Annotated in this window: 20 protein-coding genes and 1 pseudogene; 14 read left to right on the top strand and 7 right to left on the bottom strand. The window is 44.9% G+C overall.

Translation table 11 applies throughout. From position 1 onward, the window contains the following. The first annotated feature begins 509 nt into the window (after positions 1-509). Positions 510-2027, top strand: a complete 1518-nt coding sequence (locus tag R7Z50_RS00890) for a phospholipase D family protein (RefSeq protein ID WP_047102775.1) — start codon at positions 510-512, stop codon at positions 2025-2027. A 90-nt stretch (positions 2028-2117) separates the two neighbouring features. Next, entirely contained in the window at positions 2118-2705 is a 588-nt protein-coding gene (locus R7Z50_RS00885) for a class I SAM-dependent methyltransferase (RefSeq protein ID WP_132936993.1), read from the top strand. A 54-nt stretch (positions 2706-2759) separates the two neighbouring features. On the opposite strand, the gene R7Z50_RS00880 is transcribed toward R7Z50_RS00885, so the two are convergent. Further along, positions 2760-3230 carry an ASCH domain-containing protein gene (locus tag R7Z50_RS00880; RefSeq protein WP_017635141.1) on the bottom strand — a complete coding sequence of 157 codons (471 nt, stop codon included), beginning with the start codon at positions 3228-3230 and terminating at the stop codon, positions 2760-2762. Positions 3231-3430: 200 nt separating this feature from the next. Here R7Z50_RS00880 and R7Z50_RS00875 point away from each other — a divergent pair, with 200 nt between their 5' ends. Beyond that, positions 3431-4276 carry a tetratricopeptide repeat protein gene (locus tag R7Z50_RS00875; protein ID WP_005373890.1) on the top strand — a complete coding sequence of 282 codons (846 nt, stop codon included), beginning with the start codon at positions 3431-3433 and terminating at the stop codon, positions 4274-4276. 13 nt (positions 4277-4289) lie between these two features. Then, the gene (locus R7Z50_RS00870) at positions 4290-4685 is read left to right on the top strand and encodes a DUF2391 family protein (RefSeq protein ID WP_005373896.1); all 396 of its coding nucleotides are present in this window, start codon (positions 4290-4292) and stop codon (positions 4683-4685) included. 9 nt (positions 4686-4694) lie between these two features. Here R7Z50_RS00870 and soxR read toward each other — a convergent pair whose 3' ends face one another. Then, the gene (gene soxR / locus R7Z50_RS00865) at positions 4695-5129 is read right to left on the bottom strand and encodes a redox-sensitive transcriptional activator SoxR (RefSeq protein WP_005373898.1); all 435 of its coding nucleotides are present in this window, start codon (positions 5127-5129) and stop codon (positions 4695-4697) included. 201 nt (positions 5130-5330) lie between these two features. Here soxR and R7Z50_RS00860 point away from each other — a divergent pair, with 201 nt between their 5' ends. From R7Z50_RS00860 to fusA, 5 genes are all read left to right on the top strand, one after another. Continuing rightward, the gene (locus R7Z50_RS00860) at positions 5331-6539 is read left to right on the top strand and encodes an MFS transporter (RefSeq protein WP_318148804.1); all 1209 of its coding nucleotides are present in this window, start codon (positions 5331-5333) and stop codon (positions 6537-6539) included. 186 nt (positions 6540-6725) lie between these two features. Further along, positions 6726-7607: a LysR family transcriptional regulator gene (locus R7Z50_RS00855; RefSeq protein ID WP_025767997.1), complete on the top strand. Its 882-nt coding sequence runs from the start codon at positions 6726-6728 to the stop codon at positions 7605-7607. A gap of 101 nt (positions 7608-7708) precedes the next feature. Then, positions 7709-8713, top strand: coding sequence for an N-acetyltransferase DgcN (dgcN, locus tag R7Z50_RS00850; protein WP_025767998.1), 1005 nt, complete (start codon positions 7709-7711; stop codon positions 8711-8713). A 50-nt stretch (positions 8714-8763) separates the two neighbouring features. Further along, positions 8764-9756, top strand: a complete 993-nt coding sequence (gene dgcA / locus R7Z50_RS00845) for an N-acetyl-D-Glu racemase DgcA (protein ID WP_033906306.1) — start codon at positions 8764-8766, stop codon at positions 9754-9756. A 293-nt stretch (positions 9757-10049) separates the two neighbouring features. Further along, on the top strand, positions 10050-12074 hold the full coding sequence (gene fusA / locus R7Z50_RS00840; RefSeq protein ID WP_206970392.1) for an elongation factor G: 2025 nt from the start codon (positions 10050-10052) through the stop codon (positions 12072-12074). Between the two features lie 75 nt (positions 12075-12149). Here the strand turns inward: fusA and R7Z50_RS00835 are convergent, their stop codons facing one another. Then, positions 12150-12344, bottom strand: coding sequence for a hypothetical protein (locus R7Z50_RS00835; protein WP_005373920.1), 195 nt, complete (start codon positions 12342-12344; stop codon positions 12150-12152). Between the two features lie 187 nt (positions 12345-12531). On the opposite strand from R7Z50_RS00835, the pseudogene R7Z50_RS00830 reads away from it, so the two are divergent. Beyond that, positions 12532-13334: pseudogene (locus R7Z50_RS00830) on the top strand (phosphotransferase). Here R7Z50_RS00830 and nqrM read toward each other — a convergent pair. Genes nqrM through R7Z50_RS00815 form a run of 3 tightly spaced genes read right to left on the bottom strand, consistent with a single transcriptional unit; the run spans position 13312 to position 14316 of the window. Next, the gene (gene nqrM / locus R7Z50_RS00825; protein ID WP_017635136.1) at positions 13312-13521 is read right to left on the bottom strand and encodes a (Na+)-NQR maturation NqrM; all 210 of its coding nucleotides are present in this window, start codon (positions 13519-13521) and stop codon (positions 13312-13314) included. The pseudogene R7Z50_RS00830 and the gene nqrM sit on opposite strands and share 23 nt — an antisense overlap. Position 13522: 1 nt before the next feature. Continuing rightward, on the bottom strand, positions 13523-14029 hold the full coding sequence (locus R7Z50_RS00820; RefSeq protein ID WP_064376183.1) for a NifB/NifX family molybdenum-iron cluster-binding protein: 507 nt from the start codon (positions 14027-14029) through the stop codon (positions 13523-13525). Continuing rightward, positions 14026-14316, bottom strand: a complete 291-nt coding sequence (locus R7Z50_RS00815; RefSeq protein WP_005373924.1) for a DUF134 domain-containing protein — start codon at positions 14314-14316, stop codon at positions 14026-14028. The genes R7Z50_RS00820 and R7Z50_RS00815 overlap by 4 nt, the downstream gene beginning before the upstream one ends. 500 nt (positions 14317-14816) lie before the next feature. On the opposite strand from R7Z50_RS00815, the gene R7Z50_RS00810 reads away from it, so the two are divergent. The 4 genes from R7Z50_RS00810 to ompV all read left to right on the top strand — a co-directional run bounded on the left by R7Z50_RS00810 (position 14817) and on the right by ompV (position 18731). Then, positions 14817-15716: an ABC transporter permease gene (locus R7Z50_RS00810; protein WP_064376182.1), complete on the top strand. Its 900-nt coding sequence runs from the start codon at positions 14817-14819 to the stop codon at positions 15714-15716. Continuing rightward, positions 15709-16938 carry a glycine betaine/L-proline ABC transporter ATP-binding protein gene (locus R7Z50_RS00805; RefSeq protein ID WP_213889584.1) on the top strand — a complete coding sequence of 410 codons (1230 nt, stop codon included), beginning with the start codon at positions 15709-15711 and terminating at the stop codon, positions 16936-16938. Before R7Z50_RS00810 ends, R7Z50_RS00805 begins: the two co-directional genes overlap by 8 nt. A gap of 260 nt (positions 16939-17198) precedes the next feature. Beyond that, on the top strand, positions 17199-17732 hold the full coding sequence (locus R7Z50_RS00800; protein ID WP_005373930.1) for a copper resistance protein NlpE: 534 nt from the start codon (positions 17199-17201) through the stop codon (positions 17730-17732). A gap of 222 nt (positions 17733-17954) precedes the next feature. After that, the gene (gene ompV, locus R7Z50_RS00795; protein ID WP_158155734.1) at positions 17955-18731 is read left to right on the top strand and encodes an outer membrane protein OmpV; all 777 of its coding nucleotides are present in this window, start codon (positions 17955-17957) and stop codon (positions 18729-18731) included. 75 nt (positions 18732-18806) lie between these two features. Here the strand turns inward: ompV and R7Z50_RS00790 are convergent, their stop codons facing one another. Beyond that, a complete protein-coding gene (locus R7Z50_RS00790) occupies positions 18807-20474 on the bottom strand; it encodes an ABC transporter substrate-binding protein (RefSeq protein WP_206970399.1) in 1668 nt (555 codons plus the stop codon). Positions 20475-20526 lie beyond the last annotated feature (52 nt).

The following is a 20526-nucleotide window of genomic DNA, read 5'->3' as shown; positions in this document are numbered from 1 at the left end:
TTTTTTATTGTTGTTTTCAACACCACACTTTTATTCAGTCCATTGCTCCCGGTAAGCATGGTGGTGAGAGAATTGAATTTGAATAAACATCAAAGCGGCACTTGCCTAGTCTTTTAAGCAGCGAACTAGATAGTTATTGCCAATTCAAAGTTAATAAAATTAACAAAAAATTAACCAACTGCGCAAGTTGCTCTAACTTAACTTTTATTCTAAACAGCAAATGACATGCCAAGCATTTATTTATTAAAAATCATATAGTTATATAAAAACCATTATTTTATCCAGTGTGCTATTGGTCATAATCACCAGATATTAGTGATTATGACCAATACGGCCATAATGATAATTAAAATAAATGATTATCTGCGCTCTAAAAGTTGAACTTAGTGCAGGTTCTATGGCAATTCATTGATTAATCGCTCGTTATAAAACGGTTCTGGGTGCATGTGGCGTCAGCTTAAGTCTATAATTTGGAGTAGGTAACACTCTGTAAGACAAGGAAATGTGCTTTGTTACAAACGCTCGCCAAGTTGCTCTTCCCCTCGCTGCTCACTATTTTATCGGCATGCTCATCCGTATCGTTGAATGACGCCAGTGAAAAGTCCACCAGCTTTCAGCTCGGTTATCAAAAGGATTCTGTTCTTGCGCAGTACTTTGAAGCTTACGGGAGAGATCCTAAGTCCATAACTGGCTTTGCACCGTTAAATCAGGGACACGATGCCCTTCTTGCTCGAACCTCTTTGATCGAGTCCGCCCAGAAAAGCCTTGACCTTCAATACTATATTTACCGTGGTGACGAAACGAGTCAGCTAATAACGTGGCGCTTGTATGAAGCGGCAAAGCGTGGTGTTCGAGTAAGACTGTTGCTTGACGATATGCAAAAGCGAAACGACGATGTGATGGCAGCCCTCAATGCACATCCTAATATAGAAATCCGCTTATTTAACCCGCATCAGTATCGCGACTCCCGTTGGTTCGCTCTTGCTAGCGATTTTGAACGCCTTAATCGTCGTATGCACAATAAGTCTCTGATTGCAGACAGTGTTTCCGCCATTGTCGGAGGTAGAAATATCGGCAATGAATACTTCTCTTTTGAATCGCAAGTTGAGTTTGGTGATTTTGATCTTCTGCTCTATGGTGAGGCGGTACAACAAACTGCCGATCAGTTCGACCTCTACTGGAATAGCGCCTATTCGATACCAATGGAATGGATTACACCGAATTCACAGCAAATTACCGACCAAGCGATTCAAAAGCAGGTCAATAAACTCCGGTTAGAGGAAAAGTTTTCAACCGGCCGCTATGACTTCACTCAACTGGATATGTACCAAGATCTAAAACAAGGCAAACTCAAGCTCTACTGGGGAGAAGCGAAAGTATGGTTTGATCTGCCCGATAAAGTCGCGACCCGAGAGAGCCAACTTATTGATAATTTGTCGGAATTGGTTAAAAGTGTTGAGGATTCATTTGTGCTCATTTCTCCCTATTTCGTTCCAACTGAAGCAGGTACTCAAGCATTAAGTAACGCGGCCAAGCGAGGCGTTGATATCACGATTGTGACCAATAGCCTCGCGTCTAACGATGTGTTTGCCGTGCATGGTTGGTACGCAAAATATCGAAAAGATCTACTCGAAGCTGGAATCAAGCTTTGGGAAGTAAAAGCGAGCGCGAAACTCAAAAGTAAGTGGAGCCTCACGGGGAGTAGCAGAGCAAGTTTACACGCTAAAGCAATGACAATTGATAACAAAACACTTTTCGTTGGTTCGATGAACTGGGACCCACGTTCGGCCGCTTTGAATACCGAAATGGCCGTTGTTATCGAACAGCCAGAATATGTGCAAATGTTTCTAGAACAACTGCCAAATCAACTGTCGAGTAACGCCTACGCCTTAACTCTGCGCGACGGGGACATTGTCTGGACCGACGTAAAAACAGGCGAAGAATACGACTCCGAACCAGAAGCAGGAGTATGGCGAAAAATGGGCGCTTGGTTCTCCGGAATATTACCGATTGAAGATCAGCTATAACAGCTGCCAATACTGCAAACCTCCCCAGTCAAGCAAAACAAAATGGACGCTAGTTTTGGGCAGGGGACACAACCAACATAAGGAAGTTCAATGCCAGCGCAATGGAATGAATACTATCAGAAAATTTTAAGCCAACCTCACCGCCCAAACGTGGAAAATGCCGTAAACCGACTTAAGATAGAAGGCAAAGTCGCTCTTGATATTGGCTGCGGAATAGGTCGAGACAGCCACTTTCTACTCGAACAGGGATTTAAGGTTCACGCATGTGATAGCAATGAAGATGCAGTAAAAACTTGTTTAACACGCTTTGAAGGTAATAAACGATTTTCGGTTTCGCAGTGCTGTTTTACTGAATTTCATTACCCTCAGTGCAGCTTGGTTATCGCAAATGCCAGTTTGTTCTTTTGCCCTGATACAGGCTTCAAACAAGTCTGGACAAAAATCGACAGCGCATTACAACCGGGCGGTATCTTCTGCGGCGATTTCTTGGGAGTGAAAGACTCCTGGGTTACCTCCGAAATGCACCCAAACATTACCGCATTAACAAAAAAGGAAGTGGAAAGCTTATTCGAAGGTTACGACCTCATTTCATTGCATGAAAGAGATGAAGACGGGACCACTGTAGTAGGAAGCCAAAAACATTGGCACATGTTTAGTGTGACCGCTCGAAAGCGCTAAAAATGGTCTCTCAGTAAAGAAAGCAGCACTTCAAATCAGTGCTGCTATCAGAGATTAATTGACGGGATACACCACTTCAAAACGCTCTAAAACCAGCGTACGTTTCTCATGCCAATCGATATTCAACTCATCGCATTCAGCTTTAAAAAATGCAGTATGAGCATCACGCCACCAGTTTAAGGTTCTATCACCTTCGCCTTCTGCGAAGGCAAACTCTGCGGTTACATCCTCATATTTGCATGTACTTACGTCAGTAATTCGTATCACGCAAACCGGGTCCCCATCCCAATTCGTCACTACTTGTAAATGACCGACTTGGGGCATGATTTCACCATGCTCTCGATACCAAAGCTCCAAACTGCACGATGCAGTTTTCTGTCCAATACGAACCAAATCTGCGCATACATTCGCGTTGTATTCATCGGCACAATAATAGTCAGCACTGACTGATGGTACAGCTTCCCTTTGTTCTGGTGATAATAATTCTAGGAATTGTTCTAAGTAATCCTTAGCTCGCGCGTCCATGCTCACTCCATTAATCATAAATTCGCAAGGAGGATAAAAGATATCACAACAAATAACCACCAGGAACAAACTGAAAAACAACAAGAATATGACTTCTACGAAGACGACTGTTATTTCTTTTGTAATAACTTTGCTAAACGTTTGTGCTATTTGCTATTGTTGCATGGTCTATCTGTACTCTTCTCGTGAAAGGACGTTATATGCGCTTATTTATTGGTATTTTTTTCTCGCTGATACTTGCCTTGCCAACAATGGCATCGGAGGAAAAGTATTCAGAATCGGATCTGTTAGATAGACCATTAATGGAACGCTACATTTTAGATGAACTAAAAGCGCTGCGTCAGGACTATCAAAGCCTAGAAAAGCGAATGATCACAGAGATCACCGATCGCGAGCTAACGGTCGCAGATAAATCGTTGAACTATGCCAACGTGACCGTTACATACTTCTTCTACATCATTGCTGGTGTCGCATCGCTGATTGCCTTTGTCGGATGGCAATCTCTGCGCGAGTTTAAACACAACACCAAAGAGATGGCTGATAAACGATTGGAGAAGATCGCCCAAGAATACGAGAAAAAGTTTGTCGCCCTTGAGCGAGATTTAAAACGCAAAACTCGCATTATCAGCGAAAACAACAAAGAGATTGAGAAAATCAACGAGATCCATAACTTATGGCTACGTGCACAAAGCTCTCAAACTCCAGAACAACGTATTGAAATCTATGATGAAATCTTATTAATTCGTCCAGGTGATTTAGAAGCGTTGACTTACAAAGCCGACGCAGCGATGGAAATCAACGAATACCATTGGGCACTTAGCATTTGTAACCGCGTACTTGAAGTCGATTACACCAACGGCCCTGCACTGTATCAACGCGCGTGTGCATACTCTCGCCTTGGTATCGAAGAGCAAGCTATTGAAGACTTGGAACGCGCAATTGAATACAGCCCATCCATTCGTGATTTACTTGCCGAAGAACGAGACCTCGAATTGCTGCACGGTAATGAGCGTTTTGAAAAGCTCTTACATCTAGCAAGCGAATAATGGAATAAACAGCATGAGCAGCCACTTTAATCTAGAAGACGCTAGCCAAGTATTGGTTGGCGCTTTTGCCCTAGCAGTCCCGATCTCATTTTCGGAGGAAGCGTGGCGATTGGGTGAGAGCCTACCAATGGCAAACTTGCTCATGCTGTTAAGTCTTTCTGTCATTTTCCTCAGTTTTTTCGCGTATCAAAGCGTGTTTCAAAGCCACATCAAGAATCGCGTATCCATCTTTATTTTTCGTGTGGTTATTGCGTACCTCATTGCGGCCGTTGTGGTAGCGTTAGTTCTTTTCTGTCTTGATAAACTGCCACTCATGAATGAGCCTTTGGTTGCGATAAAACGCGTTATCGTCATCACAATGCCTGCTTCGATGGGCGCGATCGTAGTCGACAGTTTCGACAAAGAATAGAGATAATCGCTACTCTTCTTCTAACGTTAAGTTCGACCCCGAGTGGTCTTTCCCTAATACATCTTCTGGGTTTCGCAGTGCGCAGGTTTCTAACGACAAGCACCCGCAGCCAATGCATCCGCCTAAATCGTTTTGCAACGCTTTAAGTTTTTGAATCTTTTGTTCTAACTGTTCATGCCAATGGCTTGCCATTTCTTCCCATTGCGCTTTGTTAGGGGCTTGGTGTTTCGGCAGTTCATCTAACGCATGTTTAATTTCTTCTAACGACAACCCAACTTGCTGCGCTGCTTTGATCACCGCAACACGGCGCAACACACTGCGATGGTAGCGACGCTGATTACCTTGATTTCTCCAGCTCGAAATCAGTCCTTTTTGCTCGTAAAAATGTAGGGCAGATACTTTCACTCCAGAACGTTTTGCCACTTCTCCTACGCTGATTTCCATCCTTGACTCCCTGTGTATCAATTTTGTTAAAAAAATGCTTTACCTCAAGTTTACTTGAGGTTTTAAAGTTGCACCATCTTAATTAACGCTAAACCCCGGCGATCTCAAGATAATGTGTTCAGCGCGAACGACTTGGTTGTTAAACACAAGACAGTTGGACATCAACCTTTTGAAATCCATCGGGAGTTAGAGGCAAACATAATGAAAAATAAAACTCAGCCGTACTTAGCTGGCCGCTTCTTCGACAGCATTTCCTCTGGCTTATTCATGATGGCGCTGCCATGGGTCATGCTTTCCGAACCTAACATGGGCACTTTCGTAGCTTTAGTTTCTCTGAGCTGCACCGCGATTTCTTTTCTAGCAACGCCTTTCTTTTCCACTTTAATTGACCGACATTCACGCAAAGTACTACTCGTGCTCAATCAATGGATTCAATCGGGTATGGCTTTGGTGGTGTTCATTGCTTATTGGTTAGGGTTTGAGTCACACTGGTTGCTGGCTTTTGCGCAATTGGTGTATTGGGTTTCGAGTAATTTTGCATGGACGACCAACAACGCCTTCACCCAAGAAAATTATCAGCACCATGAGTATGCGAAAATTTCGGGTCAGCAAGAAGTTGTAATGCAATCCACAACCCTCGGAGCTGGCGCGTTGGGTATTGTTTTGCTTGAAATGTGGGGTATGAAAGAGTTTGCTTTGTTTGCGGCCAGCGCCTCTGCGTTAGCAGCGATGTTCTATATTCTGACGCCTTATACCCAACAATTAAGGGCATCAAAATCCGTTGCTTTCATCGCGCAACTCAAAGAGAGCAAACAAATATTCCGTCTCGAACCTCGATTTTATGGCTTTATTCTGCTCTCTTGCCTCTCTTATCCTGCATTGACGTATTTGAGCAAACTGGTGCCGATTTGGTTTTCTGAACAAGGCATCTCTGGCGATTGGTTTGCAGGGTTCAACATCAGTTTTGGCCTCGGCTCGTTGCTAACCGGCTTTATTGTCACCAAAGTGCTAAGCCGTGCCTCCCATAGCCACATTATGTTCGCTTCGATGGTTATGGTCTCTTTTGCGCTTATCGGTATGAGTTTTGCGATGAGCCCGCTGACCATCTTATTGTTTACGGCGCTGTTTGGCGTATTTAACGCGCTAAATCGCATTGCGAGAGTCAACTGGATGCATCATACCGTAGCGGTTCATCAACGAGGTCGCGTCGATGGCGGCATCAGCATGTTTGCCACCACCATTCAATCTCTCAGTTACGTGTTAATCGCGATGTTAAGTCATTACGAGCTAACACAATACGGTTTTGCAATAACAGCTGTTGTCATGGTGTTAGCAGTGGTTTTGATGGGATTACTCAGCCGAGACGTCGAGCCGTTTAACGACCTGCCCCTTCATGCAGCAGCAAAGTGAAGCATAGAAGTTGAGAAGTTGAGAAGTTGAGAAGTTGAGAAGTTGAGAAGTTGAGAAATTGAAAAAGCGAGATAAGAAGGCAACCAACATCGTCTTCCTATTTTTTACGCCAGCACTTTTGCCTCTATCGCTTATCAGCAAGGTTGGGTATTCTGAGGTGACCAACATGAGCAGGGGGAAATCGCAGTGAACTTAAGGCAATTAGAAGTCTTTTACGCCATTATGCAAGCAGGAACGGTGTCAGGCGCGGCTCGCTTACTGCACGTTTCCCAACCTAATGTCACTCGAGTTCTCGCCCATACAGAACAACAACTGAGCTTCGCTTTATTTGAGCGTGTAAAAGGTCGCCTCGTTCCCACTCAAGAAGCCAAAGCCTTATTGCCAGAGGCTGAAAAAGTCTATCAACAACTCGGACAATTTCGCTCTCTGACCAACAAAGTCAAACAGGGAACTCAACATTTACGAGTCGGTGCCCCGCCTGTTTTGGCCGCGCACTTGTTAGCGCCGACTGTCGCGTTGTTGTCGAAAGAGCACGGCATCTCCTTTGAGCTATTAACGGCCAATCGCGATGAGCTGTGCTCAGGATTACTGAAACATGAACTGGATGTCGCCATTGCGTTCGGTGAAGAAACACCACCAGCGATCATGGGGCACGTGTTATTGAAAGAAAACTTAGCACTGATTGCTCCTAAAAGCGCAGCGATACCCGCAGAAAAAACCGTCATTTTAGAAGAACTCATCAGTCACGATTTACCCATTATCGGTTTAGATAGCCGAGACCCTCTGGGCTTGCTGTTACATCAAACCTTGTCAGCGCGTGACGAGCATTATCAACATGCCATTACCGTCCGCAGCTACTCCGCGGCGGCTGAACTGGTGAAAAACGAAGCAGGATTCGCGATTGTAGACCCTTGGACTGCAAAACAATATCGCCAAGATAATGCCGTTTCCGTGCATGCTTTGGAGCCAAATATGTCCTTCTCTGTCTCTATTTTATTCGCAGAGCACACACCTCAATCCATTGCGACAAAGCAATTTATCACCGCTCTAAAACAACAGATGGTTTAAAGGTATAACCTGAAGTTATACCTGCCTAACAAATAAGCATTCGGTTTCCTAAATCAGTCTGGCTAAATTAATGAGCAATAACGATGACGAAGGGAACCATCATGCAAATTGCTCAACCTTACCTACTTTTTCTTGGCGATGTAACCGATCCACTTGCAGCAAAAACCGCGCGTGGCATTTACCAATGGCGACCTGAGATTTGCCTTGGCCAAATCCGCCTGACGCCAGAAACCGTATCGCTTGGTTTAACCGACATGACAATACAACAAGCGCAGCAGCAAGGAGCAAAAACGCTGGTGCTCGGCACGGCAAATCCAGGAGGCGTCATTCCCGAAGCTTGGCAAGCAACCTTACTTGAAGCGGCAGAGATGGGATTTGAAATTGCATCGGGCATGCATCAACGTTTGGCGGAATTTTCTCCTCTTGCCGATCTAGAACAACGCGGATTAACCAAACTGTATGATGTTCGCCATTATGATGCCCCGCTCAAGGTCGGCAATGGCAAAGCTCGTGCAGGCAAGCGAGTACTTACTGTAGGAACAGATTGCTCCGTTGGCAAAATGTACTCTGCCCTTGCCATTGAGTATGCATTGAAGCGTAAAAACTGTCGTGCAGAGTTCAAAGCAACGGGTCAAACCGGAATTCTCATCGCAGGCAGTGGCATTTCGATTGATGCCGTAGTTGCCGATTTTATCTCCGGCGCAGTAGAAGCGATCAGCCCTGAGTTCACCGATCACGATTGGGACATCATCGAAGGGCAAGGTTCATTGTTTAACCCTTCGTTTGCTGGCGTAAGTTTGGGCTTACTTCACGGCGCACAAGCTGACGCTCTGATACTGTGCCATGAGATTGGTCGCCCGCACATCCGCAACTTACCACATGCGAGCTTGCCAACCATTGAACAAACGATAGAAGCGAATCTGGCCGCTGCTCGCCTAACAAATCCAAACGCTCAATTAGTGGGTATTTGCTTGAACACTTCGGCGGTCAGCGAAGAAGATGCAGCCCAGTTATGCCAGGATTGGAGCGACAAATACCAAGTGCCCGTCACCGACCCTGTACGTTTTGGCGTTGATGCGGTTGCAGATAGGCTCCTTACGATTTAAGAAACATTTACGGTTTAGAAAATAACTGCGGTTTAGGGAAAACTAGTGAGATGAAAATTCATGTAGAACCTGTCACGATTGCCATGGCGACACCATTTCGCATCTCTCGCGGCAGTCGGACAGAGTGCCACGTAGTCCGCGTGACAATTGAACATCGAGGCATGACCGCCCAAGGTGAATGCACGCCATACCCTCGTTATGGTGAATCGGTTGAATCGGTGATTAAGGCGATTTCTCACGCCGCGCATGAACTGCAAAGTTTGTATGCCAAAGGCGAAGCTGATGTCATGGTTCTCAAAAGCCAGCTTCAATCGTTATTACCCGCAGGGGCGGCAAGAAATGCATTGGATTGCGCCCTTTGGCATCTTCACGCGCTTTTGAGCCAAAAGCAGCAGGTTCACGACCTCTTTACTTTACCCGAGGCGATTGTGACGGCGATGACGGTTTCTATCGACAAGCCGCAAGCGATGGCAAAACAGGCACAAGCTTACCTTAGCCAAGGCGCAAAACTGCTTAAGGTAAAACTGGATGGTGAAAACGTGATTGAGCGCGTTGCAGCAGTACGCGATGCCGCGCCGCACGCACAAATTGTCTTAGATGCGAATGAAGCGTGGCAAAACCTCGACCTCGCGACGGTATTTGCTCAACTCGAACCGCTAGACATCACCATGATCGAACAACCGTTGCCACAAGACTGCGATGACGTACTCGCCAGCATTCCGCACCCCATTCCACTTTGCGCCGATGAAAGTTGTCACACCAGAGAGCAATTACATCAGCTGGTTGGAAAATATGAAATGGTGAATATTAAGCTAGATAAAACTGGCGGGCTCACTGAAGCACTATTATTAGCCGACGACGCCCAAAAACTCGGTTTTAGCCTCATGTCCGGTTGTATGTTGGGGACGTCGCTTGCGATGCGTGCTGCCTTACCCATTGCTGCTCAGGCAAGCGTTGTCGATCTTGATGGCCCGGTGTTGCTCGGACAAGATGTAACGCCAAGCTTGGTTTATCGCGACGGCGAAATCGTTCTTTCCAAATAGCCTAAACAATCCAGAGGTTTTGCTCCAAAAGTCAGAACCTCTGAGTTTATGATCTCGATTAAAAAACAATCAGCCCCATCATGAAATAAATCACATAAATTATATGGTTATTGAGGCATGCTAAGATTCCAGTAGTCCAAGAAGGTGGTCTTATGCATCGAGTCATCCGGAAAATGACATGGAAGACGAATAGGCGGTAATCCCGCCCTACTCCAATGCAGTGCGTGGGTTTCTATAACAACCCACTTCCTAGCAATTCGTAGGTTTTTCACGCCATCTTGCAAGGAGGCTTTATGCCTATCAATAAAATACGCAATATCGCTTTTGTCGGTCAAACCGGGACCGGTAAAACCACACTGATAGAAAAACTGCTCTTCACCTGCGATGCCACCCACCATTTAGGCAGCGTAGAAAAAGGCGATACTGTTACCGACTTCGACCCTCAATCCATCCAATATCAACACAGTATTGAAGCAACGCCAGTCGCACTGCGCTGGAATAAACACCGGCTCAATATCATCGACACTCCGGGACAAAACGAGTTACTTGGCCGTACTATCAGCGTTTTTCCTGCCGTTGAAACATCCGCCCTTGTCATCGACCCTCAAACACCACTTAACCAAACTTCCGATCGCTTATTCACCTTTGCAAAAGAGCAGCAAAAATGTCAGATGATCATCATCAATAAGCTCGATAACCACGGTAGTCAGTTAGAAAGATTGATGGAGAACATCGTTGAGCATTTTGGTGACCACTGCTTGCCGATCAACTTACCTTCGGCTGACGGGGAATCTGTAGTTGACTGCTATTTCGAACCAGAATTGGGACGAGAAACCTTACTTGCAACGGTAGATGAAGCTCATGAGACCTTAATTGACCAAGTCATCGAAGTCGATGAAGAACTGATGGAACTGTATCTGGAACAAGGCTCCGAACTCACCGCAGAGCAACTGCATGATCCGTTTGAAGAAGCACTGAGAACTGGACATGTGATTCCGGTCTGTTTTGTCTCAGCACAAACCGGCACGGGCGTCGAGTTGCTGCTGCGCACCTTGGCGGAGATCATGCCCATGCCAAACGAGGGTAACCCTCCTCAACTGGAAAAGAACGGCAAAAAAATCAAAGTAAATTGCGAAACCTTAGAGCACACCGTCGCACACGTGTACAAAGTCAGCGTCGACCCATATATGGGAAAACTTGCCTACTTACGTGTGTATCAGGGGGAAATCAATGCGGGCAGCCAGCTTTATATTGGCGAAAGCAACAAGGCATTTAAAGTTGGGCACTTATATCAACTGCAGGGCAAAGATAGAACCGAGATCCCTCGCGCGCTTGCGGGCGACTTCTGCGTTTTAGCCAAAGTGGATGATCTCGAATTCGATTCAATCGTTCATGACTCTCACGAAGAAGATGGAGTTCAACTCAAAACGTTGGATCTTCCTGACTCCATGTATTCTTTGTGCTTGAAGCCTCTTAAGCGTGGAGATGAGCAAAAATTAGGAGATGTGCTGAATAAAATTGCCAGTGAAGACCCTTCTCTGCGCATCGAACATCGCGCTCGCACCAACGAAACCATCATCAGCGGCCAAGGGGAGTTTCACCTCAAAGTCGCATTAGAAAAGATGGCGAACGTGTACAAACTGGACGTCGAAACCTGCCAACCAAGCGTCGAATACTTTGAAACCATCACCAAACCTGCCGAAGGGCATTATCGACACAAAAAACAAAGTGGCGGTGCAGGTCAGTTTGGTGAAGTGCAATTGAAGGTTCGTCCACTCGAACGTGGCGCCGGATTTAAGTTCATCAACAAAGTGGTGGGTGGCGCAATTCCAACCGCGCTCATTCCTGCTGTAGAAAAAGGTATTTTGCAAGCGTTAGAGGAAGGCGCGATTTCTGGCAACCCAATTAAGGATGTGGAAGTCACCGTTTATGACGGTAAATATCACTCCGTCGATTCGAAAGAAATTGCGTTTGTCATCGCAGGTAAGAAAGCGTTTTTAAATGCGATTAACAACGCCGATCCTATTGTGCTAGAACCCATTGTCCAGATGGAACTGCACATCCCAACCGCGAATGTTGGCGATGTTTCTGGTGATTTATCTGGCAACCGAGGCTTAATCGAAGGCTCCGAGCCAATCGACAGCAGCTTCACCTTACTCAGAGCCAAGTCACCAGTAAACGAGCTGCAAGATTACGCTCGTCGATTGCGCTCCATCACGGGTGGTGAAGGCAGCTTTAGTATGACCTTAAGCCATTACGAGCCCGCGCCACCAGCAGTGCAGAAACAAGTCTGCCAAGGCAGTGCACAACAAGGTTAATTCCCTACGATTCAAATCAATCACATAAACAAAAAAGCGCCCTCATTTTGAGGGCGCTTTTAGGTAAAAGAAAAATTATTTATCGAGAGACAAACCTATCTGACTGATTTTGCTTTCAAACTCTTCGATGCTGTTCGCTTTGTAAGTCGGAGCACCGTTAAAGTAGCGCGGTTTCTCTGGCAGCATCGCATTTTTCAGCTCTTGTTCTTGGTCGATATTGTCATGGTAAACCGTTACACGATTTGGAATATCCTGCTTCATTACAGCCATTTTGGTTCTCCTTTATTAAGACGAATAGTAAGCGTAGAACGAATTTAACGGAGTACAGGCGAGACTGTGTAAAATTTAGACACTCACAGCAAAATCATATTTAAACAGTTGCATTTAATATTTTTGAGGCACTTTGTCGTGGCTATTGGCAAACGTGAGTGCAGCGATTAAGGTGAGCTCTCTCTACATGAAGACAGGAAGTCCGGTGTCGCAACAAGAACTCAACCAAATGGGCAGTGCCAAAGTTTTTCTCATCGAAAAAGATGGCGTCCAAGTAATAGAAAAACGTAACCCTACTCAAATAGAAGTGGCGTTTTATCAACGCTATGCCGAGCAGTTTAACGCGCTTGGAATACACGTACCGCGCTTGATTCAACTCGACGACCAGAAAAACGTTCTGCACATTGAATACGTTCCCCACGCAGTCGAGCAAGCATTCTTACTTGAAGATGATCGAGTCATTGAACAACTCGTCAAGCTGCACCGACTTCCACCAATATCAGATGGTATTTATCACCGCCATCAGTGGACACCACAAGCGACCCAACAAGCACTCGCAACACTTAAACTGGGCTCAAGTTCTTCCACCAGCTACAACAACGATCGGCGCACCTTTTCGATGGGCAGAACTTGATCTCCGGAGACAGCAATGCAGGAAACTGGGGACAGCGCCAAAATGGCGAGCTGGTGCTGTTCGACTGGGAGCGCTTTTCTACAGGGCATGTCGCGATAGATTTAGCGCCGCTCATCGAGGGCATGGGCACATTTGATGATTACTTGAACGTAGCAGACAAATATATAAAGTGCGCAGAGAAAGGTGAAACAACAGAATTGGCGCGCGATATCGGACTAGCAAAAGCGTGGATCGTTGTCGAGGTAGTCAACATACTGGTCTCCAGAGAGAATCCGCAGACCAGCAAATATTTGGACTGGTTTCGACAAACCTTACCGCAATGGGCCAAAAGCCTTAGCGCTCAGGTGATGAGTTAGGCTCTGAGATTTGATATAAACGCCTTTCAGGTTCTGCGCATGAGGTTTCACAATTGCACACCTTGTCAACGCCGACATTATTCAAACCACCACAACTCCCTTGAATGCGCTTGTTGTGAAAAATGACGCCAAGTGACATCAACAAAATGATTGCGAGAAAACCAAGAAAGGTAAATAACCAAACCATATTAACCTGCCTTATTAGCCATCGACTCTAGCTTAAGTATAGCAGGGCTAGATGTTGCTTTGAGTAGTGCCTTAGGTCTTGCCAACAAGGAGGGTTTTGATTTTTGGCCACCACAACCACAGGGGCCGCAGCCGCCTTTTTGTTTGTGAACACTTTTCTTATGATTGTTTGATGGGCGTCCTTGAGAGGGCTCAATAAAAGGCTCTCTTGGAACCGCAAGCACATCTTCCAAGGAACTACGAGTAGACAGCCTAAATACTGGCGTGCCACTGCTAAGTAGCTTTGCCAATACACGTTCACCAATATTTCGCACAAGAACAGCATCCACATTGTACCCTTGTAGAGACTGAATCAACTGAGACTTCGCATTGCAACCCGCTTGTGGCATAGAAGCAATGTTCGCTAAGTTTTTTAGCATACCGTCAGTATCAGAATAAATAGCGATGTATGGTGCTTTTACAAAGTGGTTTGCCACCCGCTCACCATCATTAGGAATAGCATAAATCATAAGTTTGACTCCTCATTCGGAAAAACTAATGCATGACCTTCAACTAAACTTTTTGCGACTTTCAATCTTGCACTTTTTACTGTGTTACCAAAAGTTTGTCTAGAAACGCCCATCTGCTCCGCAGCTTGCTGCTGGCTAAGCCCCTCTAAGTCGGCTAAACGTAGCGCTTCTAACTCTTCTGGTAATATGGCGACTTGCTCCAACTGATTAAATGGAATGCCATTGGGCTTAAAGCAGTGGTGAGCCGCACGTCCGCATATTCGTCTTTCTATCTTTGGTCTTGCCATCATTGTCCCTCAAAAACACAGAGTCAAATTACGCCTTAAACTGGCATATGCCAATAACATTTTTAGCATATGCCAATAAACTAAGTTTGCAAAAATCAACACGACAAATACGTAATACATCAGCATTAATTAGACATCTAATAATTTAGGAATTTTGATGACAAACGAACAAAAAGATCAATTCTAATTAACCGGATAATAAAAACGTTAGTTTGCGCAGATTTTTCATACAAATACACGCTAATGTGTTCATTTTATTGAAGAAGAAAAACTATAATCCAAGCAAATCATTAGTTTGAACACTAATGATTGTTTTATTTAAAAGGATGTATACCTAAGGAACGAAAAAGAGAAGTTTGACGACATTGGCCTGAGCTTAAAGGGTAATACTTTCGATACAGAACCTGTCGAACGACCATTACTTGGCCTAGGTGCCCTACTCTTCTTGCCAAATTAAGTTTCTTGAGAGCGCTTAGGTATATCAGAAAAAGGAAGTACATATGTCTGACGCAAATTGGCTCAGCGAATTCCCGGAAATGGATGCCTCTGATCTCAGGGCGATTCGCAAAACACTCGACGGCGCCTACAGAGATTTCTCTCGCGAGTATGGTGAACTCATTGAGTCTCTGTTTGATCCGCTCCTGGCGTTTCTTGTCTGGTTTGAAAAACTTCTGATTTCTACACCTTGGTTCATTATTTTAGGTGTCTGCACCACTCTCGTTTATGCCGCTAGCCGCTCTTGGAAACTGGCCGCTGCATGTTTTGGTTCGCTGATTCTGATTGGCTATTTTGGAATGTGGGAAGATACTATGCGCACGCTCAGTATCATCATTGTATGTACTATGCTTGCCATCGCACTTGGTATCCCTATCGGCATCGCTATGGCGCGCTCTAATCGCATTCAGTCGGTGGTAACACCATTACTCGACGTCATGCAAACCATGCCGGCATTTGTGTATCTCATTCCAGTTGTGATGTTATTGGGCATCGGGAAAATTCCTGGCCTTATCGCAGTAGTGATCTACGCGATTCCACCGGTTATTCGTTTAACCAATTTGGGCATTCGTCTAGTTGATAAAGAAGTATTGGAAGCCGCAACCGCATTTGGTGCCAGCACTCGGCAACGGCTTTTTGGGGTTCAGCTTCCGCTTGCAATGCCAACCATCATGGCGGGAATTAACCAAACGATCATGATGGCACTGTCAATGGTGGTCATCGCATCAATGATTGGGGTAAAAGGTTTAGGTCAGCCTGTTCTAAAGTCTATTACCAATCAATATTTCACTCTTGGTCTTCTCAATGGTTTAGCAATTGTCGCCCTAGCAATCCTTTTTGATCGTGCTTCACAAGCGTATGCGAAACGCACTCAAGCTCATTTAGGAGACTCAAAACATGACTAGTCCACTTATCGAAATCAGCGGTCTGTATAAAATCTTCGGCCCCAAGCCCAATAGCGTGATTGAGCGCGTTAAGTTGGGACATAGTAAAGAGCAGGTTTTAACGGAAACGGGCCACACGGTCGGACTAAAAGACATCAACCTGCAAATTCAAAAGGGTGAAATTTTTGTCATTATGGGATTATCCGGTTCTGGAAAATCCACCATGATTCGCCACTTCAACCGATTAATCGATCCAACCATGGGGCAGATTTTGGTAGAAGGGGTGGATGTCATGCAACTTTCGAACAAAGAGCTTGAACAGTTTCGCCGTCACAAGATGTCTATGGTGTTCCAGCGCTTTGGTTTGCTGCCTCATCGCACTGTTATCGACAACATCGCATATGGTTTGGAAGTTCAGGGAATGAATAAAGAGGCGCGCTTAGAAAAAGCAAATGAATGGTTAGAAACCGTTGGACTGACGGGTTATAAGCACCAGTATCCTGCTCAACTATCGGGTGGACAGCAACAGCGTGTGGGCCTTGCACGGGCACTGGCTACCGACGCCGAAATACTGTTGATGGACGAGGCTTTTTCAGCATTGGACCCTCTGATTCGGAGCGAAATGCAAGATCAGCTGGTAGAGCTGCAACAGAAGCTGCACAAAACCATTATTTTCATTACTCATGATTTAGATGAAGCGCTTCGACTTGGCGATCGCATCGCGATTCTTAAAGACGGTGAACTTGTCCAACAAGGTTCACCAGACGAAATTTTACTGCATCCTGCCGATGAGTACGTTGAAGCCTTTGTAAAAGACGTCAATAGAGCGCGAGCACTGACGGTCGAAACGCTGATGCAGCCACCTTCGTACTGTGTTCGCGCTGAAACCATTGAAGATGCGCTGAGTGAAATGAAACGTGTTAAACGTGATTATGCCTACCATGAGACCAATGCAGGCTATCAAGGCGTGATAACACAGCAAGGATTGCTAAACGCAGCGAAGTTAACTCATATATCAGATTGGCGTGATGATATCTATGAAGAGGTGCCTATCATCTCTCCACATTTAGCCATTGAGCAAGTGCTGACTGAAGTCATGTCGTGTGAATATTCACTGCCCGTCATCGATGAGCACGGCCATTTGAAAGGCGAATTAAATCGTCAGGTTATTGCGGAGCTATTTTCTGATCAACGAAGCACAAAACGGGGCACTTCACGCTCAAGCTTCAATAACGTTTCTTAGATGATGTTGATAATACAGCTCACAACAATGTGGGCTGTTATCAATTAACTCGCTCACAATCCTCTTTTAGATATTTGTCTGTGGGCTCAAGCTTGATACCCAAAGCAACATTTACATTGTTCTGATTTTCCTGACAATTTCATGCTCATATCCGGTTTTATTGACATAGTTAGATCATTCTATTGCTTTTTGATGACGCAAATCCTCGATAAATGTCTACTATTACTCTCATACAAAATCTTGATTTAAAGAGGGATAAAATGAAAAAGACAATGTTGGCACTAACAGGCGCGGTAATCATTCTTGCAGGCTGTCAAGATGAGAAACCTGCCGAAACAAGCGCAGTTGAAGTACCTCAGGCAACGGAAACTGAAGTCACCACCAGTGCAGACGTTACGACTGAGACAATTGACACGTTACCAGTAGAAGAAGAACAGGTAATTACTGAAGAGACATTTGTAGACTCTGAACACAACGCACAAAGTGCTCTGGACTGGAACGGCACCTACAAAGGAACACTACCTTGCGCGGATTGTGCTGGTATCGATATGACCATCACACTAAATCAAGATGGCACTTACGTACTTGAAGAAAGCTACCAAGACAAAGAAGACGGTCAATCAAAATCTGAAGGTCAATTCACTTGGGACGCAAATGGCAGCATCGTAACGTTGACAAATGAAGATGCACCAAACCAATACTTTGTTGGTGAAAACGTACTTATGAAGCTAGACATGAATGGCGAAAAAGTAACGGGTGACCTAGCACCACTATACAACTTAACGAAACAGTAAGAAGTTAGTATCAATACCTGATAAATACCCCAAATCCGAGCCACCCCAGCTCGGATTTTTTCGCTGTTTTAACGAAAGCTATTCCAGCAACCTTTCTATTCTGAAGCAACATTCTGCTTCTTACCCTGATTGTTCATTACATTTCCATACGCTTTGCCGATAGATGCTTACAACGTCATTTTGTACAGTGTTCAAAACAAAACAGAACAACTCGGAAAAATGATGAAAAAAACATTAATTGCACTACTTACTCTGACAGCTGCTGGCTCAGCTTTCGCTGGCGATACTTACATTCGTAACGGTAACATCTACAACAACGAAGGCGGTTGGAACGTAGAAGCTGGTGTGGCTCAAGGCAGCGATCTTTTCAAAGATCAAAAGCATAATACAGCACCAATTCTCAACGGTGGTTACCATGGTGACGACTTTAATGCCGACCTAAGTGGCATTAACTACCGCTTCTTCGGTAACACCAATGAGTTAATCAACATGAGTACCTACCTTGTAGGTAGCGGTGTAATGCGCGACGGTGATACAGCGAAAAGCCTGAAAGGCACAGATAAACGCCGCTTCGCCGTCGATCTAGGTTTAAACGCAGACTTTACACTGGATCAAAACAACGTCATTTCTACGTACCTTCAGCACGATATCAGTGGCGCTTACAAAGGTTACTTAGCGGGCGCGACTTACTTCCACATCATGAAATTCGGTAGTGTTGATTTTGTTCCTTTTGCTAACCTAACTTATCAAAGTGAAGACTACGTAGATTACTACTTTGGTGTAAAACAACGCGAAGCAAACGCAAACCGCAAAGCATACAAAGGTGATTCAACGGTAAGCTATGGTGTGGGCTACAAACTTGTTATGCCAATCAACGACAACTGGCAAGTAAGCCAAATGACACAATACACGCGCCTAGGCAGCGGTATCAGCGACTCATCTATCGTTGATAGTGCAAACCAATGGGTTGTTGGCGCAAGTGTGTCGTACAACTTCTAATCCGATACGCCCTTATAAAGCCATCATTTCGATGGCTTTATGCGTTGGACATTTGCATAATCTTGAACACAGACTCTAGTGTGAATGAGCAATCCATAACCTATGTAAATCGCTATAGCCTGTATTCTTCACCTGCACACCTCGCACTTGCTGTGTTTTTGTCACTTCTTCGTAGCCAACAAACAAAGGCAAATATAGGTACTGATCGCGCAGCGCTTTCTCTAGGTTTAATAAAGACTGTAGCGAGTGATCATCTGCCATCGCCCTGCGAACCTTTTCTCTGTGCCTTAACATCTGGCTTTGATCAAAACTAAAACGCAGTCCAGTTGCTATCGACAGCCATTCGAAGATGCCATATTCAAATGGTGCTTCCATGACTTCCTCAATGAAGAGCAAATCTGCTTGGTGAGACACTACCTCAGGAAAACTAATGTCATCAATAACGACGATCTCCAACTCCAATCCCGTTGCACGAATCACACTGTGCAACCATTCGGAATGGCGAATTAGACTCGGTATCGTCCAAACAGGTTCAGCTAATACCACTTTACCTTTCAGTTTAGGTATCACACCACCATCTGTTATTGATAAATCTTGCTCATGAGTCTCTAACTGAATGCTGTCAACGGCACTTGGCGCATCATAAATTCGCTTTTGCACATGGATGTAATCAGCGAGTTGATACCAGGTCTCTTTTGTGAGTTGGGATTCCACGCGTTCGCGGTAGGTCAGATATGAAAATGCGCTAATTTTTTCCACTTCAACGTGATCGGAGCTTTGGTTAAAGCTCAACATATTTAAGGTTTTAACATCACCATGAGACAGCGTTATTTGATCTAACAATGCGCGTGCTGAAAAATACTCTTTGTGCGCTTCAAGAGTCATACTCTCCTGGTTCCAGCCGCTGATTTTAAATGGCCCAGTCCCTATGTGGTAGGAATAACTAGAACCGAAAGAGACGACATCTCGACACAGAATAGACGCATGAGGAGTTGCTAGCATGTATGGAAACAACTTGTTCGGATGCTTCAATATAATTTTTAAGCAGTTAGATGTTTCTGCAACCACGCTATCAATGCATTGCCAGAGCTCGTGAACTGGTCCTTTTATCTCCCTAAGTCTTTCTATACTCCAAACCACATCCTGTATGTTAAGGGGCTCGCCATCATGGCGATATATGCCTGGCCGCAACCATAACGTCATTACCTTGCCTTCCATTTTCCATTCGTGTGCTAACGATGGCTCGATACCACCATTGGAATTTTGGGTCAGCAATACGTCATAAACGCTTTTCGCGACGTGTAATTCAGTGTGACGGTAAGTATTCGCAGGGTCGATTTTGGATACCCAAGGGTAAGAAGAAATCAAAATAGCGTTATTTGATTCATTCAATCGATTCACTTTTTCAGAAGCGATGGTTAGTGCTCTAACCGCGGTTTGACCGAACCAATCAATAAGTTTCGTTATTGAGTTCATTCTTCCTCTGCCAAGCTCCTCAACCAAAAACTCGGTCATCGCTTGTTGGAGGGAAATATTAATACTGAGACGGCTAGCGTTACTTCGGCCAATCGCAGGTTGCCAATCGACCCAATCGTAAGTGGCAAGCTTTTTCATCACAATAGAAACATTGCGCCTCGACGTGCAAATCACCGCTTCTAGCTCAGAAAGCGTAACAAGGTGATACTGGTGAGGTTCAAAGTGCTTTAACAGTAGATCCAGATACCTAAGATTGACATCGTTCACAAAGATTCCTAAGAGTTATTCCAAAGCAAAAAAATAGCACAGGACGCTTAGC

This window comes from Vibrio sp. 1249-1, assembly GCF_033340495.1.
Note: the sequence above shows the minus strand (reverse complement) of the source record. Positions and strands in the feature narration are given on the sequence as shown.

Coding starts and splice junctions, on each gene's coding strand:
- R7Z50_RS00820 (WP_064376183.1), bottom strand. CDS start 14,029: ATGATTTATGCTATTCCTAATGATGGTGAGCGGGTGGCAAACCACTTT.
- R7Z50_RS00805 (WP_213889584.1), top strand. CDS start 15,709: ATGACTAGTCCACTTATCGAAATCAGCGGTCTGTATAAAATCTTCGGC.
- R7Z50_RS00880 (WP_017635141.1), bottom strand. CDS start 3,230: ATGGACGCGCGAGCTAAGGATTACTTAGAACAATTCCTAGAATTATTA.
- dgcA (WP_033906306.1), top strand. CDS start 8,764: ATGAAAATTCATGTAGAACCTGTCACGATTGCCATGGCGACACCATTT.
- R7Z50_RS00875 (WP_005373890.1), top strand. CDS start 3,431: ATGCGCTTATTTATTGGTATTTTTTTCTCGCTGATACTTGCCTTGCCA.
- fusA (WP_206970392.1), top strand. CDS start 10,050: ATGCCTATCAATAAAATACGCAATATCGCTTTTGTCGGTCAAACCGGG.
- R7Z50_RS00800 (WP_005373930.1), top strand. CDS start 17,199: ATGAAAAAGACAATGTTGGCACTAACAGGCGCGGTAATCATTCTTGCA.
- R7Z50_RS00815 (WP_005373924.1), bottom strand. CDS start 14,316: ATGGCAAGACCAAAGATAGAAAGACGAATATGCGGACGTGCGGCTCAC.
- R7Z50_RS00835 (WP_005373920.1), bottom strand. CDS start 12,344: ATGGCTGTAATGAAGCAGGATATTCCAAATCGTGTAACGGTTTACCAT.
- ompV (WP_158155734.1), top strand. CDS start 17,955: ATGAAAAAAACATTAATTGCACTACTTACTCTGACAGCTGCTGGCTCA.
- R7Z50_RS00810 (WP_064376182.1), top strand. CDS start 14,817: ATGTCTGACGCAAATTGGCTCAGCGAATTCCCGGAAATGGATGCCTCT.
- R7Z50_RS00885 (WP_132936993.1), top strand. CDS start 2,118: ATGCCAGCGCAATGGAATGAATACTATCAGAAAATTTTAAGCCAACCT.
- dgcN (WP_025767998.1), top strand. CDS start 7,709: ATGCAAATTGCTCAACCTTACCTACTTTTTCTTGGCGATGTAACCGAT.
- nqrM (WP_017635136.1), bottom strand. CDS start 13,521: ATGGTTTGGTTATTTACCTTTCTTGGTTTTCTCGCAATCATTTTGTTG.
- soxR (WP_005373898.1), bottom strand. CDS start 5,129: ATGGAAATCAGCGTAGGAGAAGTGGCAAAACGTTCTGGAGTGAAAGTA.
- R7Z50_RS00860 (WP_318148804.1), top strand. CDS start 5,331: ATGAAAAATAAAACTCAGCCGTACTTAGCTGGCCGCTTCTTCGACAGC.
- R7Z50_RS00870 (WP_005373896.1), top strand. CDS start 4,290: ATGAGCAGCCACTTTAATCTAGAAGACGCTAGCCAAGTATTGGTTGGC.